This window comes from Chloracidobacterium sp., from assembly GCA_016716305.1.
Classification (GTDB): Bacteria; Acidobacteriota; Blastocatellia; order Pyrinomonadales; family Pyrinomonadaceae; genus OLB17.
On record JADJWP010000001.1, the window covers coordinates 24,951 to 41,124 of the forward strand.

A 16,174-nucleotide genomic window follows, 5' to 3' on the forward strand; every position below is an offset into this window, starting at 1 on the left:
ACGCTTAGTAATTCGCTAACCAGGCATCCACCTCAGTTCTGTTGAAAGTTGGCCGGCCCACTCCGTGAAACGGAAGGCCATTCTTTCTCATCCATCGATTGATAGTTGCTCCCGATTTCTTCAGATATTTCGCGACTTCGGACTTCGTCATAATCTGCGGCGGCTGAGATGAATGAATAGCTTTTTCGATGGCCCCCGCGACGGAGGTGTCGATCAAGCGAATCAGCTCTTCTTTTTCTATCGTGATAATTTCAACCATTTCCTGAACCTCCGATCACCAGTTGGCAAAAAATGTGCCTCGCCAAAAAGCCATGAAAATAGACAGCATCGGCCATAAAAGTCGCGAAAACGCGCCATTCGGCGCAGTTTTGCACCACACAAAGGATGTTTATAAACCAGCCTGATCAAGAGTGATGATCTTTGAGAGTTTTGAGCGGAAAAAGGCAGACAAAAAGAATACTGCAACCAACCTGCAACCAAGTCAAAAATGGGGCTTCCAGCAATCGCTGAAAGCCCCATGTTTATTGGTCGGGACGGCGAGATTTGAACTCACGACCTCTCGCACCCCAAGCGAACGCGCTACCAGACTGCGCTACGTCCCGAAAAAAGCAAAGGTTAGATTAGATTTACGTTCGGCAATTGTCAAACCAGATGGTTTGGCGATCGCTTTTCGCTATCGCGGGGTTCCGTTTTTGAGCATTTCGCGAAGTTCGAGCAGTTGTGAGGCAATATTGCGGGAGCCTCGCGGCGTTCTGGATCAATGGTGTCGATATGCGGGCTGCCCAAACCTGCGACGTCGCCGAGTTCGAGCTCTTCATCAAATAGCCCGGGGAGCACTAGAGGCTTTCGAGGGCGTATCTGCGGAATTTGGCTCGGGATGAACGATTTTCAGTTTCGGGGCGTCGCCTCGAAGTTCTAATTGAAGCTTTTTCCTGGCTCCTGCGATCGTGAACATCTCATCGTAGAGCAGTTCTTTTATTCGAAGCGATATCTCGACATCACGACGCCGATAGCTCCGTTGACCTGACCTATTTTTTTGGGGCGAGAGCTGTGGAAACTCGGTTTCCCAATAACGCAACACGTGGGCCTGAACGCCGACCAGTTCGCAAACCTCACCGATCTTGAAGTAGATTTTCTCAGGTATTACTACAGCTGCTTGTCCCATCCGTATTACTATTGTGTTAAAGTTTTTTAGAGTTAAGTCGCCGTTATTGTATGTATTTACAACGTTTGTGTCAATAGCGTAAGTATGCGGTCCGAATTCGAGTTCATCCAACACATTAAGAAGCAATACTCCCTGTCGGCGATCGGCGACGACTGTGCTGTTCTGCCCAAAGACTCGGATACCGATAATGTGGTCACAACCGACATGCTCGTCGAGACGATCGATTTCCGGCTTGACTGGACGACACCCGAACTGCTCGGACATAAAGCACTCACAGTTTCCCTCTCGGATATCGCTGCTATGGGGGCTGCTCCAAGATGGGCGATGTTGTCGATCGGCGTCCCCGAAGAGCTTTGGACCACTGATTTCCTTGATCGCTTTTATGATGGGTATATCCAACACGCGAAGCGGGCTCGCGTCGAGCTGATAGGCGGAGACGTCTCGCGTTCTCCAGACCGTCTGGTCATCGATTCGATCGTTGGCGGCGAGGTTCCAAAAGGAAAAGCGATACTACGATCAGGAGCGAAGACCGGCGACGCGATCGTCGTCACGTTCAGGCTTGGCGGAGCGGCCGGAGGCCTCAGACTTCTTCAAAACGGACGGCGACTGACCGACGATCTCGAATCATGGGAGGCAAACTTGATCAACATGCAACTGCAGCCTTGGCCGCAATTGGGTACTGGCCCATTTTTGCAGCAGATCGGCGTAATTTCGTCGATGATCGACATAAGCGACGGCGTTTCGTCCGACCTTTTGCATATTTGCAACGCGAGTGGCGTTGGGCCCGTCTCGATCGCGAAAAGATACCGATCGATCCGAACCTGTATCATCTTTGGCCGTCGCCGGACGAGCAGTGGAACGCAGCATTGAATGGCGGCGAGGACTTTGAGCTGCTCTTTACGTTACCGAGTGACCAGGTCCCGCAGCTCGCCGAAAACATGATCGGCGGCAACGACCACGGTCTGTTCACGGTGATCGGCGAGATCACTTCAAACCCGGGCATCATCGAAGTTGTTCGGGATGGAAGAACAGAGATCCTCGAGCCGCACGGCTTTCAGCATTTCGAATGACCGATCGGCCGAACACTGTCGCCGCTCAACCATCCTGCCGCCGATGCTGAGCAGAGAGCCACTCGGCCTCCGCTTTTCGGCGAACGGCCGGCAGCAGGAGAAGACGAATAGCAATGATGCCGAAACGTGCCCAAAACCAGTACCGAAGAAATTTACGTTTCGCTCCAGCATCAGTGGCGACCGCGCGAACCTCGTGTGCAAAGTTCGTAACGTCCGGCTCGATCTCATGGGCCTCTAGCGACCAGACGATCTTGACCTGGTCCGGTTCGTTGTACGTAGCAAATTCAACAGCCTTGATAGGTGTGAACGTCACGTCGCCGAACCATGGTTGGCAGACCGCCCCGCAGATCAATATCGCACCGGGTTCTTCGACCAGCGTTCCCCAACCTAGAGCGCGGGTTTCCTCGACCATCCCGACCGACCGCCTTTTTTCCCATGTACCTCCGAGGATCATCTTTCGGGCGTTGACGATAGCGCGAATCAGCCAGATCGACTGCATGTCGAAATCATAGGCGGTCCGCATCACGACATCAGGCGGAGCATTTACGCGACGCTCAAAACGCTCGCGGATATCCGGATCATATATGAACTGGTCAAGTTGGGACATTATTCGCGCTGCAACCGCCGAAATGGGACACGGTCGATACGGCCTACTTCGCCAGCAGGAATTTCAAAATAGTTTGCATCACACGGCTGGAATCCTCGGTTGCGAACATTTGCTGGGCATGTGCCGAGCCTTCGAAAATCACCATTTCTTTTTGTCCTGCAACCTTTTCGAATGCAGCACGGATCGCCGGCAGTCGCGGGCCGGAACCACTGGTATCATTTCGGGTCGCAACGACCAGTAAGGGCACGGCGATCCTTTCGGGTTCAGTCTTCCACGTCAGGGAGCCTAAAGTGATGATCCGGTCGATCTCGCCGTTTTTCGCATCGAGCGATGCTGCCGTAGCTGCCCACCCGCCGAGACTTGCACCAACGACCGCCACTGACTCCGTTCCCGTGCGAAGCAGATAACGAACCGCGGCAAGGACATCATTCTTTAACGGTGCACTCAAAATATCATCGTCTCCCGGCCCTTTTGAACAGCCAAATCCACGAAAGTCTATCGAGAGTACTCGGAATCCCGACTTGACGAGTTGACGGGCCTGCGGTTCCCAGCTTTCTTTATTGAACTGTCCGCCGTGGGCAAGAACGACACCACGCTTGCCTTTGCCATATTCAAGAGCGCAAACCGTTCCGCTGTCGATCCCGGAAATCGAGACCTTTGTCGGTTCGTTTGACGGTTGCCCGAAAAAAGACGCCGCCGAGGCGCCGATCGCAACCAAGATCAGTGGCAAATTCCTAAGAAATCTCCTGTCGGCCTTGTCCATCTTTCAAACATCTTAGCAGATACTGCAAATGCAGTTGAAAGGATTTGCGGCGATCGTTAGCTAAGTTGGACAAGTTCCGTATGGCCGATATATTGCCTTAACTTGTCGTTACACATCAACATATTGTGCTTGCCTTAAACTACTGTTTGATATTAAATTACTCTTGATATGATAGGAGGACGATGGGCTTGCTGACCGGAAGAGTATTGCTTTTGAACTTTTCATACGAACCGCTTGGGACCGTCGGCGTCGCACGGGCGGTCTGCCTTTGGTTTCGCGGTGCCGTGTTTATCGAAGAGCATGACGGCGAAAACGTTCTTCGCTCTCCTTCGACGGTCTTCAAGGTACCTTCGGTGATCCGACTTCGCCACTATATCCACGTCCGCCGAAACCGTCGCGAAACAACGATGAAACGGGCCCGGGTTTATATTCGCGACCGGTATCGCTGCCAGTATTGCGGCGAGCACAAGCACGCAAAAAGACCTGACGCTTGACCACATTTTGCCGCGGGCACAGGGCGGCGAAAGCACGCCCGCGAACTTGGTGACCGCCTGTGTTCGGTGTAATCAGCGAAAGGGTAACCGAACGCCTGAACAGGCACGCATGCCGCTGCTCACTTCGCAAAAGCTTCTTCGACTGGGCCTCGACCACGTTCTTCTTTGCCACTATGCGGAGTCGCGTCCCGAATGGAAGAAGTATCTCTTCATGGATGATCATGGCGAAGATTCCGTAAGGGTCGCGGCTTAGGCCAGAATGTTCCTGCCGGTCGGTACATAATGGACCTTTATGACGACGCATTCCTTTACGATCTCGTTCATGGGCCGATAGCAGGAGCTGAGATAGTCAGTTTTCTCCTCGATTACTGCAAGGTATATGGATCGCCGGTCTTAGAGTTGGCTTCTGGAACGGGCAGCATTCTTTTACCGATCGCAGAGGCCGGGATCGAGATCCGGGGCATTGATCTTTCTGAAAACATGCTTCAGGCCTGTCGCCGAAAAGCGGCCGAGCGTGGCATTAGGGCGAAGGTCACGAAAGGCGATATCCGAGACTTCTCTCTCGGACATAGATATCCGCTGATCATCATTATTGGAAACTCATTTCAGCACCTCAATTCCCTTCCCGAGATCTCGGCCTTTTTCGAATCCGTGAAACGCCACCTCGAACCCGACGGCCGTTTGTTGATCGAGGTATTCAATCCATATATCCCGCTGCTGAATCGCGAAATGGGGATTCGCTATGTAGTGGGCGAATTTGATGGTCACATTCTGACCGAAGACGTCAATTACGATCAGGCCACGCAAGTGACAAATCTCAATTGGCATTTCCTGCATCGTACATCCGGCCGCGAGCGTTCACTTTCCTTTTCGATGCGTCAGTTCTTCCCGCAGGAGTTTGACGAACTCATTTCTCTTCATGGATTTGAGATCGAGGACAAGTTCGGCGACTTCGACCGCTCGCCATTCGTCAGCGGTTCGCCGGCACAGCTCGTCGTTGCTAAGGTGAGGAACAACTGAACACTGCCTTGAGCTGTGATCACGTGACACAGACGTCGAAATGCGCTATTATTCTTACATTACGAAAGCCGCGACAGATTGTCCGGCTTTCGTTTTTTTTTGAGGTTGGTATTTCAATATGAGAACAGCTATCGGAATAGAAGAGATCGACGAAATAGTCCGAAAGTTCGAAACATGTACGATCGAGCGCAGCAACTGGCACCATCGCGAACATCTCTTGGTTGCTCTTTACTACGTGGAGCGGGTTGGGGTCGAACACGCGATCGAGAAGATGCGCGAGGGGATATTCCGCCTTCTCACCGAGGCTTTTAATGTCGACCTTACAGCGGAAATGCCTTACCACGAGACGTTGACAGTCTTTTGGGTTCGCGCTGTCGACGCTTTCCGGTCGGCGCATCCGAACTCCTCGCTTAATGAATTAGCGGATGAGATGACCCAACACTTCGACAAGGAACTTCCACTTCGTTTCTATTCGCGCGAACTTCTGTTTTCGGATCGGGCCCGTGAGACTTTCATCGAGCCCGACGTTCGTGCTTTTGAGCCTTCGGCTTTGCTAGCCGTCGGAGAATCGGTCAATTCTCATTAAAATCGAAATCGACGGTGAAATGATTGCATAGCGCGGACGGCAGATCGGGATCCTTTTTTAGATCGTCGTAATAGGCCCGATGCAAGACAAAGTAGTCGACATTGAGGTAGCAAATCGTAAAAACGCGGCCCTGCTTTTTCGAGATCAGGCTGTCACCCTGGGCGGCCGTGACCATTCCGTCAGCAACGCAATTCCATCTCGTTTGATAATCCTTGATCGCCCGCCAGGTCTTTCCACCGAATAACCCATCCGGTTCCAGGATCTTTGACCGAGCAACCTTATTCAAAAAGAACTGGACGAGCATAACATCGAGCCAACGGTTCTTATAACCGTAGCCAACGTTGTCCTGCAGCGTCCAGAACGTGTCAGTTTCGCCTCCAGAGCTGAAATGCGAGCTGAATCGCTTGTCCTTGATCTTCTGTTTATATGGCATTTATTTAGCACCTCTTATATCGAAATGGTATTCCGCATGGTTCGATCGGCGTGTGAGAACGTCCGTCGAACACGCAGTCGATTAAGAATGCGAACGTCGGGACGAAAAACTATCATCGCCATAAGAATTTCTTTGTACGGACGCGGATGTGATAAATTTATAGCGATTTTTGCTGATCTTGACTGTATGCCGGAGCCTGACGATCAGAACTTGACCGAACTCCTCAAGCGATGGTCCGAGGGCGACGAATCGGCGCTTGAGCGGCTTTCGCCCATTGTTCATGAAGAGCTGCATCGGATCGCTAAACGGTATATGGCTCGTGAACGCGGCGACCACACGCTCCAGCCGACGGCTCTCGTGAACGAAGCATTTGTTCGCCTGATCGGTTGGGAGAGTGCTCGATGGGAGAACCGTTCGCATTTCTACGGCGTCGCGGCTCAGCTGATGAGGCGGATCTTGGTCGATTTTGCCCGTAAAAGGCCGAAAAATGATGGTACGGTGCTTCTAAAGGTCTCGATCGAGAATGCTCTCGACAGGGCCGATTCGAAAGATCCTGACATCATCAGCCTCGATGAGGCATTGACCGCCCTTGCAGAGTTTGACCCAAGAAAGGCGAAGATCGTTGAATTGCGGGTTTTTGGCGGGCTTTCCGTCGAAGAGACGGCTGAGGTGATCGGTGTCGCGCCGATCACTGTGATGCGCGAGTGGCAAAAGGCTCGCGCCTGGTTGTTCGTTCAACTTTCCAAAGCCTGAAAATGGATCCTGCACGCTGGAAAACGATCGATCGCTTGGTCGACGATGCACTTGACCTGCCCCCATCGGAGCGCAAGGCATTTATCGTCGCCAATACCGATGACGAAACCATTCGCGCTGAGGTTCTTGCCTTGATCGAAGCCTCGACCCGATCAGAGGGTTTTCTCAAAGCTCCCGCGCTCGACATTGCCGCACGAGAAATAGCCGCAGACATATCAGACCTCGAGACCGAAGCCGTCCCAATCGAGTTCGAAAGCCGATTGATCGCATCGTATCGAATAATCAGGCCCATCGGTGCTGGTGGAATGGGCGAGGTATACCTGGCCTTTGACGAAAAGCTGAAACGCGATGTCGCGTTGAAGATGCTTCCCGCGACATTCGGAAAGGACGACGAACGCGTCAAGCGATTCGAACTCGAAGCCCGGGCTGTTTCGAAGCTCAATCATCCGGGTATCGTAACGGTTTACGACGTCGGCTCATCTGACGGTGTGAATTATATCGCTACCGAATACGTCGACGGGAAGACCCTTCGAGACCTGATGGGCGGGAAGTTCAAGCTTCGGAACATAATTGCGAATTCTATCCAGATCTGCGACGCACTTTCAGCCGCGCATTCGGCCGGTATAATTCATCGTGACATCAAGCCGGAGAACATAATGATCCGAAAGGACGGTTATGTGAAAATACTCGATTTCGGACTTGCCAAACTTACCGAGATCGGGCCGGAATCGATGAGAGATATCGCCGCAACTGCAAAAGGTTCGATCATGGGCACGCCGGCATATATGTCGCCGGCGCAGATCAGCGACGACGGCGTCGATCATCGGACCGATCTCTGGAGCGCCGGTGTTGTCCTATACGAATTTCTTTCGGGAACTCACCCGTTCAAAGGAGCGTCAAGACAAGAGACCTTTCGCGCGATCCTTTCCAAAGAACCGCCACGATGCAGCTCTATCAATCCCGAGATACCTCCGGAGATCGATTCGATACTGGCAAAATTATTGGCGAAGGATCCGGCAGACGGATATCAATCCGCGGCAGAACTGCGTGCCGACCTGAAACGTTTGAAGATACGTTTCGACTTGTCGTCGACCTTGTCCGGAGAATCACGCGACACCGCCGAGAACCTGCGTTCGGACACTCGCGATCGGGCGATGCCTGCCGCGTTCGCATTCGCGGCGTTTCTTGTCGCTTTCGCAGTCTACTTCCTGTTCTTTCGCGACCCACGACCGCTCGTTTCTGAATGGATATCCGCGAGGAACGTTCCCCTTACGTTCCAGGCCGGTACAGAGGCCTATCCCTCGCTTTCGCCCGACGGAAAAAATCTGCTCTACAGCGCTGATATCGGCAGCGGCGAGGACGTATTTCTGCAGCGGATCGGTGGCTCTAACAGTGTCAATCTTACGGCTGAATCACCGGCTGACGACACGATGCCGGCGTTCTCACCCAATGGCGAGATGATCGCGTTCCGATCTGATCGAACCCCGGCCGGGATCTATGTGATGGGAGCGACGGGGGAAAATCCGCGGCGAGTTGCGGACTTTGGTTACAGCCCGTCGTGGTCGCCGGACAATAAGCAGCTCGTCATCGCTGAACGCCACCAACCGGTTCCGGCGGTTCGCTCGAAAAGCGCGTTATGGATAGTCGACATCGCTACCGGCGATCGCCGACGTCTGATCGATTCTTATTGTCTGCAGCCGTCCTGGTCACCCGACGGAAAACGTATCGCCTACTGGTATACGGGCAACAGCGGAAATCGAATCGTCGCTACGATACCTGTCGATGGCGGCGATCCGGTGGACTTCGCCGACACCGGAAATACGAACTGGAATCCGGTCTGGTCGCCAGACGGCAAATATCTCTATTATTCGAGCGACCGCGGCGGGAATATGGCGTTCTGGCGGGCCAGGTTCGATCCGGTTTCCGGACGTTCGAGCGGCGAACATGAATTGATACCGACGCCGGCCCGATTCAACCGGCACCTTACGTTTTCGGCAGATGGCAGGAGACTTGCTTATGTGCAAACGCGCAACCGGTCGAATATAAAGGCGGCCGGGTTCGATCTTGCCAGCGAAAGAATGATCGGCGAACCCATAGCGGTCACTACCGGTGAACTCGAACTATCGGCACCGCAATTGTCCTCCGACGGATCGCGATATTTTGCACGGATCATTCGCGGAACACAGGATGACATCATTTCGGTCAATGCCGACGGTAGAGGAATGCGCGACCTCACCAACGACGCACCGTTTGACCGATATGTGAGCTTATCGCCGGACGACGGCCGGTTATTGTTCTCGTCGGACAGATCGGGCAGTTATCAGATATGGGTGATGAACACCGACGGCACCAACCTCAGACAGCTCACGTTCGTTGAGAATGAGATAGCATCGATCCCGGTCTGGGCTCCGGACGGAAAGCGGTTTTCCTTTGACACAGAAAAGACACTCTATATCGCCGACGCCGGTGCGCCTGTCGATCTCGCGTCGGCGACCGCACTTCCAAGAACCGACAACGGCGGCTTTTTCCGCGCCTGGGATTGGTCACCTGATGGCTCCATGCTGGCAGGAAACTTCGACCACGCATTTGGACCCGGAACCGGCTATTATTCGTTTGCGACCGGCCGCTACGAACGACTCACCGATTTTGTCTCGATCCCGAGGTGGCTTCCCGACAGCCGTCGAATGATCTTTGAGCGAAACGGCCGCCCGATGATCGCCGAGATCGACACGAAGAAAATCCGTGAGGTCCTGCCCGAGATCAAGGAAGAGATCCGAAACATCGCTGTCAGCCGAGATGGCAAGCTGATCTATTTCACGACCCGAGAAAGTGAATCGGACATCTGGATGCTTGACCTTTCCGAGACGCCATAAATGCCGAACGAGCAACCAAACGCGTTTGGCGGCATCGGAAGCAGATAGGAAATAGCAAGATATCTTTATGCTCCGACTGATACTGCTTTCGTTCGTTGTTGTTCTTATTGGCGCTCTTGCTTCGGTCGCTCAAAGCTATCCCGGCGCGGCAAATTGCTTCGATCCTCTGCCCCAGAAAGTCGACGAATTTGTCTTTACCAGCGATGAGGAGTTCGAGCAACGAACGGCGAAATTCCTCAAGACGATCGAGGCTGCAGGTGGTCCCGCCACTGGTTGGGTGAACGTCTACGGCGGGCGAATCGCGGCGTCGAACGAGGTCGAGCGATTGTCAGATAAGTTGAAAAGAGTCGCTGCCTGGACGATCGGCAAACTCACGATCGTCGATCGGGGTTATCGCGTCGAGCCGTCCTATGAGTTCTTTCTTCGAACGCTGAATTGCACAGCCATTCCCGTCGGCATCGCGGACCTCCGGGTCGACGAGATCGAATTCACAGATATTCCGTCGATCCGCGTTGCTTCGTCAGATATCAATTCACACATCCGATTCACTCCCGAGGCATTGTGCAGCCCCGCGGGTAGGGCGGTTCGCGCATGCGGCGAAGGCACGGAGGTCGATGTTTTTATCGTGATCGATGAGAAAGGGACCGTCATCTTTGCGAGGGCGATCGACGGGCATCCGTTAAATCGTCAGAATGCTGCGAATGCCGCCCGGCAATACAAATTTACGCCGTTCTTGATCGATGGGGTTGGTTCAAGGGTTTCCGGTACGATGAAGGTCGTTTATACTAAGTCTCCGGAAATCATTACCAACTAATGCTCAGATTCTTTAATACACTTTCGCGTCAGATCGAAGAATTTCATCCGCTCGAAGAGGGAAAAGTACGGATGTACATTTGCGGCCCTACGGTCTGGAATTTCGCTCACATCGGGAATTTCCGCACGTTCATCTTCGGTGATGTTCTTCGGCGATACTTGAAATTCAGGGGCTTTCAGGTTACCCATGTCTTCAACCTGACGGATATCGATGACCGGATAATAAACGAGGCAAAGGTCCGCGGTATTGCGATCGACGAATTTACTGCGCCATTCATAAACGCGTTTTGGGAGGACTTCGATGCTCTCGGAATGGAGCGCCCGGAAGTCACACCGAGAGCTACGCATCATATTGCCGAGATGATCGAGATGATCTCGAAGCTGATCGCAAACGGGAAGGCCTACGAATCGGATGGGTCGATCTACTATCGTATCTCGGCATTTCCCGATTACGGAAAACTGTCAAAGATCAACTTTTCGGGGAACATCCACGGCGGGAGTGAACGCATCGACACTGACAAATACGAAAAGGAGGATGCCCGCGATTTCGCTCTATGGAAGTTGGTTGACAGCGACGAACAGCCCGGCTGGGAAGCTCCCTTTGGACGTGGCCGGCCGGGATGGCACATTGAGTGTTCGGCAATGTCGATGAAGTATCTTGGTGAGACCTTCGATATCCATGCAGGCGGACAGGATCTGCAATTCCCTCACCATGAGAACGAGATCGCCCAGAGCGAAGGTGCGACCGGCAAACAGTTTGCCAAATACTGGATACACAGCGAGTTCCTAAAGATAGACGACGTCACAATGTCGAAATCGAAGGGTAACTTCTTTACGTTTCGCGACCTTCGAGAACAGGGATATTCCGCATTGGCAATAAGGTATCTCCTCTTGAGTGTCCCGACCCGAAAGCAGCTAAATTTTACCTTCGAAGGGCTGAAAGGCGCCGAGGCGACGGTGGAGCGGCTTCGGAATTTTCAAGCTCTGGTCCGCGAAACGAAAGCCGCTGCAAGTTCGACCGGAAATGCTTCGAGCGCGGTACAAAAAGCGCGAAGCGAATTTGAAGCCGCGATGGACGACGATTTCAACACGGCGGCCGCACTCGCAGCGATCCACGATATGGTACGAGAGGTCAATTCACTCGTAGCGGCCGGCGACCTGGGCGAGGCTGAACGCGGGTCAGTGCTGGATGCGATCGATGCGTTCGATTCTGTTTTGGGCATTTTTGATCGGGGCAGCTTACAAACGCTCGAGACCGAGATCGAACTGCTTATTGAAGAACGTCAGGAAGCGCGAAGGCGGCGCGATTTTGCTCGGTCCGACGCGATCAGGGATGAATTGATCGAGAGAGGAATAGTCTTGGAAGACACAAAGGACGGAGTCCGTTGGAAGCGAAAGTAGCCCTGTGCCCTCTACTCCCAAAGAACCGCTGAATGCGTAAGATATTGAAAATGGCGAAATGGGGAGCGACGCTCGGCGACGCTCCTCAATCATTTCTGGGTGCAGGCTGGATACCAAGACTGCTCGGTCGGGTTGGCGATAAAAAAAAGCGACTTTGGGCTTTGCGCATTCTTGCACTCAGCCCGCATTACTTTTTCAATTCTGACGATCCGTCGTTCAGAACACTCTCAGAGGCCGATTATCTCGAGGCCGAGTATTGTGAAGGTGTGATCTCGCGTCAGCGGATCTTCGACAAGATACTTGCACAGCGATTGACGACCGAGGACGTAGTTATTGACTACGGATGCGGACCGGGATTCCTTGCCAAGATCGTCGCCGAAAGTGTTCGTCGCGTCTACGCCTTCGATATTTCAGATGGAGCACTTGCATGTGCACGCGTTATCAATCCGGCACCGAATCTCGAATATCTGAAGGCCGATGAATCGGGATTGGCCTCGGTCGATGATTCCAGCGTGGATGCCGTAGTGAGTTTTGCAATGGTTCAGCACGTCACCGATTCGATCCTTGGCAAAATTGTCTCGATATGGGCCACAAAACTGAAGAGCGGCGGTAGGATCTATGTCCACATTCAACTGTTGAACGAAGAATGGCGAGCCGAGAATGAGTGGCGTGATGATACTTCGATAAAAGGGAAGCTAAAATTCAGATACGGCCTTCATTGTTTTGGACGTTCTGAATCGGCGATCGAAGCGATGCTTAAAGAAAATGGGTTTGAGCGGATAGAGTTTAGGCCGATGTCGTCATTCCTCGATGAGCCGCGAACCGACGACGTTTGGCCGCAGCATTTTGTCTCGGCCGTTAAGCTGTGAGATCCGTTTCAGCGCAGTTCAGCCGCACGCCATCACAGAGCTTTCCATCGATGCTTGTATAAAAAAGCTTTACCGTCTTAAAAGTATCCGTGTCGCGGCAGTAAGAAACACATGTGTCGAACGGCTTTGAATAGATGTGAACGCTTACCGCACGCTCATTGAATTCGGCAAGATTTAAGACCTGATGGATCGGTTCTTCGAGTTCGACCTTCGCCGCCAGGCAGTCTGATAGGTCAAATGCATCGGTTTCTATCAACTTACAGTATCCTCTGCTCTCGTCAATCTCGCGTACCGCGAAATTCTGCCCGCGAAGCTTCCCTATCGGAACGGTCATCCAGCATCGCTGATCTGCATGGTTGTGAACTCGTGAAGTTTGCCCGCGATCCCAGCATATCGCCATCATCTCGAAGCGTTCATCTTTGTAGATCAGATTTCTCGTGTAACAATCGGCGTCCCAGAACAAGAACCGATCTAAAGACGCCACCTCGATCGGGTTAGCGCTCAAAAAGTCGTACACATTTTCGCAAACGAACGATTCATCGGGTATCGACCTCAGCCCTTCGATAAGTTCAGTGATTTTGACTCGTTTTCCCATTTCTTCACGCCGCAGACCCCACAATTTTGAAGCGATTCCGGTTTATTGTCAATGGAATTGCCAAAACTCGGACCGCGTCCGATATTAACGCTTCTTTTCGCCTATTGCTCCGGATACGCATTGCTTTCAGTCTGTCGTCTTGCTTATAATTATCGTTTACAATGCTTTAGGTGCATTACCGTAAGCGATACGGAGGAAGGAACTTTGCCCAAGACCGCTGCAACACAGAAAACCCGTTCAAAAAGTGTCGGTTCGGCGACCAACGGCTCGAAAGCAACGACCGTCGAAACCAAACGCGACCTCAAGGCCGTCGTTGACCTGATGAAGGCCGAGTACGACAAAAGGCGGTCATCACAGATCGAATCGATCAAACGAACTGACCGAAAGCTTCTTCGCGAGATGCTCTACCTGATGGTCCTAGGACGACGTTTTGAGGAAAAATGCGCCGAGGTCTACCGGATGGGAAAGATCGGCGGATTCTGTCACTTGTATATCGGACAGGAGGCTATCGGGGTCGGAACGATGACCGCTCTCGAACCTACCGATATGGTCATCACGTCCTATCGCGACCACGTGCAGGCGATGATCAAAGGCATCTCACCTGAAGCCGTGATGGCCGAACTTTACGGCAAAGAAGGCGGCTGTGTCGGCGGGAAGGGTGGCTCGATGCACATGTTCTCGAAAGAGCATGAGTTTTATGGGGGACACGGGATCGTCGGAGGCCAGATCGGTGTCGGGACCGGAATGGCGTACGCGTCGAAGTACCGAAACTCGGGTCAGGTCGTCGTTTGTTTTTTTGGCGAAGCGGCTGTGAATCAGGGTATCTTTCACGAATCGCTAAATATGGCGCAGTTGTGGGGGCTTCCGATCATTTACGTTTGCGAGAATAATCAATACGGCATGGGCACATCGCAGGAAAGAGCGATGAGCACACAGAACGTTGCGAAAAAAGCAGAGTCATATGAGATGGCAAACGAATTCGTCGACGGGATGGACGTGATGGCCGTCCGCGATGCGATGCTCCGTGCGATCGACCGTGCCCGCAACGAGTCGCAGCCAACGCTGCTGGAGGTCAGATCCTACCGATTCATGGGACATTCGATGTCCGATCCGGGAAACTACCGAACCCGCGACGAGATCGCTAAATATCAGGAACGCGACCCGATCTCGCTTTTCAAGGACAGCTTGAAAGTTGCTAAGGTCCTGACTGATAAGGACTTCGATGCGATCGAAAAAGAGGCTGCCGCATCGACTGAAAGGGCCGTCAAATTCGCAGACGAAAGCCCGTTCCCGAGCGAAAGCCAGCTATTGACCGACGTTTACGCATAGACTATGGCAGTATTAACGATCCGCGACGCCCTTAATCAGGCTTTGCGTGAAGAATTGATAAGAGACGAGAATGTCTTCGTCATGGGCGAAGAGGTAGCTGAATACGATGGCGCTTACAAGGTGACCCGCGGACTGTGGAAAGAGTTTGGTGACAAACGCGTCGTTGATACGCCGATCACTGAGCTTGGGTTTGCCGGACTTGGCGTTGGTGCGGCGATGGCCGGTCTGAGGCCGGTTATCGAGTTCATGACCTTCAATTTCTCGATCCTTGCGTCCGACCAGATAATCAACCACGCGGCGAAGATGCTGTATATGTCGGGCGGAGAGTTCAAGGTGCCGATCGTGTTCCGAGGCCCGAACGGTTCGGCATATCAAGTGTCGTCTCAGCACTCACAGGCTCTCGAAGCCCTTTATGCGAATTTTCCGGGCCTGAAGGTCGTTATGCCATCGACTCCGGCGGACGCTAAGGGCTTACTCAAGTCTTCTATCCGTGACGACAACCCTGTCATCTTTATGGAACAGGAACGAATGTACGGGATGAAGAGCGAAGTGCCCGAGGGCGAGGATTTCACCATCCCGCTCGGCGTTGCTGACGTTAAACGCGAAGGTACCGATTGCACGGTCGTCGCACGCTCGATGACCGTTCCCATGGCCCTCGAAGCTGCAGAGAGGATGCAGTCGGAATTCGACGTATCGGTCGAGGTCGTCGATCCACGAACCATCAAACCGCTTGATATCGATACGATCGTCGCCTCGGTGATGAAAACGAACCGGCTGGTGATTGCCGAAGAATCGCATTCGTTTGCAAGCGTAGGTGCGGAGATCACATATCAGGTCATGGATCATGCGTTCGACTATCTAGACGCCCCGATCAAGCGTGTTTCGACCGCTGAAACGCCGATGCCGTATGCAAAGAATCTTGAGGCTGCGGCGCTGCCGAGTGTCGATAAGATCGTCGCGGCCATCAAGGAGGCGTGCTATCTTTAGTGCGGTCAAGGTAGTCCATGGACAATAAAGCTGCGAAAATAGCATACAAACTCTCGTGGCGGCCTATGGGCGTTTTCCAGATCCGAAACACAGCAAACGACAAGATATATGTCGGATCGTCCACCGACCTGAATGCGATATTCAATCGGACGCGCTTTCAGCTCTTCGCTGGCGCTCATCCGAATAAAGGACTCGAAGCAGACTGGAAACTCTTCGGCACAGGCAAATTCGAATTCGAGATCCTCGAAGAGATATTCCCTCGCGAAGACGTTAACTACGATTACATTGCCGACCTCGACACGCTGGAAGATCTTTGGCTCGAGAAGCTGCAGCCGTACGGCGAAAAAGGCTACAACGAACGAAAGCGGTCGCGGGAAGAACGTCTGCAGATGATCGCAGCGAACAGAAAACAATAA

Annotated in this window: 20 protein-coding genes and 1 tRNA gene; 14 read left to right on the forward strand and 7 right to left on the reverse strand. The window is 52.9% G+C overall.

Annotated features, from left to right (window positions below):
- Positions 1-4 precede the first annotated feature (4 nt).
- From IPM28_00095 to IPM28_00105, 3 genes are all read right to left on the reverse strand, one after another.
- Positions 5-259, reverse strand: coding sequence for a helix-turn-helix domain-containing protein (locus tag IPM28_00095; protein MBK9171397.1), 255 nt, complete (start codon positions 257-259; stop codon positions 5-7).
- Between the two features lie 266 nt (positions 260-525).
- Positions 526-602: transfer RNA gene (locus IPM28_00100), tRNA-Pro, on the reverse strand.
- Between the two features lie 215 nt (positions 603-817).
- On the reverse strand, positions 818-1,165 hold the full coding sequence (locus tag IPM28_00105) for a MerR family transcriptional regulator (protein MBK9171398.1): 348 nt from the start codon (positions 1,163-1,165) through the stop codon (positions 818-820).
- 84 nt (positions 1,166-1,249) lie between these two features.
- On the opposite strand from IPM28_00105, the gene thiL reads away from it, so the two are divergent.
- A complete protein-coding gene (gene thiL / locus IPM28_00110; GenBank protein ID MBK9171399.1) occupies positions 1,250-2,035 on the forward strand; it encodes a thiamine-phosphate kinase in 786 nt (261 codons plus the stop codon).
- The gene (locus IPM28_00115; protein ID MBK9171400.1) at positions 2,032-2,235 is read left to right on the forward strand and encodes a hypothetical protein; all 204 of its coding nucleotides are present in this window, start codon (positions 2,032-2,034) and stop codon (positions 2,233-2,235) included. The genes thiL and IPM28_00115 overlap by 4 nt, the downstream gene beginning before the upstream one ends.
- A 25-nt stretch (positions 2,236-2,260) precedes the next feature.
- On the opposite strand, the gene IPM28_00120 is transcribed toward IPM28_00115, so the two are convergent.
- Both IPM28_00120 and IPM28_00125 read right to left on the reverse strand, forming a co-directional pair.
- Positions 2,261-2,842 (reverse strand): hypothetical protein, encoded by a 582-nt coding sequence (locus IPM28_00120; GenBank protein ID MBK9171401.1) that lies wholly within the window; start codon positions 2,840-2,842, stop codon positions 2,261-2,263.
- 43 nt (positions 2,843-2,885) lie between these two features.
- Positions 2,886-3,572: an alpha/beta fold hydrolase gene (locus IPM28_00125; protein MBK9171402.1), complete on the reverse strand. Its 687-nt coding sequence runs from the start codon at positions 3,570-3,572 to the stop codon at positions 2,886-2,888.
- Positions 3,573-3,787: 215 nt separating this feature from the next.
- Here IPM28_00125 and IPM28_00130 point away from each other — a divergent pair, with 215 nt between their 5' ends.
- The 4 genes from IPM28_00130 to IPM28_00145 all read left to right on the forward strand — a co-directional run bounded on the left by IPM28_00130 (position 3,788) and on the right by IPM28_00145 (position 5,705).
- On the forward strand, positions 3,788-4,099 hold the full coding sequence (locus IPM28_00130; GenBank protein MBK9171403.1) for an HNH endonuclease: 312 nt from the start codon (positions 3,788-3,790) through the stop codon (positions 4,097-4,099).
- Between the two features lie 7 nt (positions 4,100-4,106).
- Positions 4,107-4,352, forward strand: coding sequence for an HNH endonuclease (locus tag IPM28_00135; protein MBK9171404.1), 246 nt, complete (start codon positions 4,107-4,109; stop codon positions 4,350-4,352).
- A gap of 29 nt (positions 4,353-4,381) precedes the next feature.
- On the forward strand, positions 4,382-5,119 hold the full coding sequence (locus IPM28_00140) for a class I SAM-dependent methyltransferase (protein MBK9171405.1): 738 nt from the start codon (positions 4,382-4,384) through the stop codon (positions 5,117-5,119).
- Between the two features lie 118 nt (positions 5,120-5,237).
- Positions 5,238-5,705, forward strand: a complete 468-nt coding sequence (locus tag IPM28_00145) for a hypothetical protein (protein ID MBK9171406.1) — start codon at positions 5,238-5,240, stop codon at positions 5,703-5,705.
- Here the strand turns inward: IPM28_00145 and IPM28_00150 are convergent.
- Positions 5,692-6,138, reverse strand: a complete 447-nt coding sequence (locus tag IPM28_00150) for a hypothetical protein (protein MBK9171407.1) — start codon at positions 6,136-6,138, stop codon at positions 5,692-5,694. The two genes, IPM28_00145 and IPM28_00150, sit on opposite strands and share 14 nt — an antisense overlap.
- A gap of 186 nt (positions 6,139-6,324) precedes the next feature.
- Here IPM28_00150 and IPM28_00155 point away from each other — a divergent pair, with 186 nt between their 5' ends.
- The 5 genes from IPM28_00155 to IPM28_00175 all read left to right on the forward strand — a co-directional run bounded on the left by IPM28_00155 (position 6,325) and on the right by IPM28_00175 (position 12,847).
- Complete coding sequence (locus tag IPM28_00155; protein ID MBK9171408.1) at positions 6,325-6,891, forward strand: sigma-70 family RNA polymerase sigma factor; 567 nt, start codon at positions 6,325-6,327, stop codon at positions 6,889-6,891.
- 2 nt (positions 6,892-6,893) lie between these two features.
- Positions 6,894-9,764, forward strand: a complete 2,871-nt coding sequence (locus IPM28_00160; protein MBK9171409.1) for a serine/threonine-protein kinase — start codon at positions 6,894-6,896, stop codon at positions 9,762-9,764.
- 67 nt (positions 9,765-9,831) lie between these two features.
- Positions 9,832-10,578 carry a hypothetical protein gene (locus tag IPM28_00165; protein MBK9171410.1) on the forward strand — a complete coding sequence of 249 codons (747 nt, stop codon included), beginning with the start codon at positions 9,832-9,834 and terminating at the stop codon, positions 10,576-10,578.
- A complete protein-coding gene (locus IPM28_00170; GenBank protein ID MBK9171411.1) occupies positions 10,578-11,978 on the forward strand; it encodes a cysteine--tRNA ligase in 1,401 nt (466 codons plus the stop codon). The genes IPM28_00165 and IPM28_00170 overlap by 1 nt, the downstream gene beginning before the upstream one ends.
- A gap of 50 nt (positions 11,979-12,028) precedes the next feature.
- Entirely contained in the window at positions 12,029-12,847 is an 819-nt protein-coding gene (locus IPM28_00175; GenBank protein MBK9171412.1) for a class I SAM-dependent methyltransferase, read from the forward strand.
- On the opposite strand, the gene IPM28_00180 is transcribed toward IPM28_00175, so the two are convergent.
- The gene (locus tag IPM28_00180; GenBank protein MBK9171413.1) at positions 12,837-13,442 is read right to left on the reverse strand and encodes a cysteine dioxygenase family protein; all 606 of its coding nucleotides are present in this window, start codon (positions 13,440-13,442) and stop codon (positions 12,837-12,839) included. The two genes, IPM28_00175 and IPM28_00180, sit on opposite strands and share 11 nt — an antisense overlap.
- A gap of 321 nt (positions 13,443-13,763) precedes the next feature.
- On the opposite strand from IPM28_00180, the gene pdhA reads away from it, so the two are divergent.
- The 3 genes from pdhA to IPM28_00195 are packed head-to-tail and all read left to right on the forward strand — an operon-like array spanning position 13,764 to position 16,174.
- On the forward strand, positions 13,764-14,771 hold the full coding sequence (gene pdhA / locus IPM28_00185) for a pyruvate dehydrogenase (acetyl-transferring) E1 component subunit alpha (protein MBK9171414.1): 1,008 nt from the start codon (positions 13,764-13,766) through the stop codon (positions 14,769-14,771).
- A gap of 3 nt (positions 14,772-14,774) precedes the next feature.
- Positions 14,775-15,758, forward strand: coding sequence for a pyruvate dehydrogenase complex E1 component subunit beta (locus IPM28_00190; GenBank protein ID MBK9171415.1), 984 nt, complete (start codon positions 14,775-14,777; stop codon positions 15,756-15,758).
- A 17-nt stretch (positions 15,759-15,775) separates the two neighbouring features.
- Positions 15,776-16,174: a GIY-YIG nuclease family protein gene (locus IPM28_00195; GenBank protein ID MBK9171416.1), complete on the forward strand. Its 399-nt coding sequence runs from the start codon at positions 15,776-15,778 to the stop codon at positions 16,172-16,174.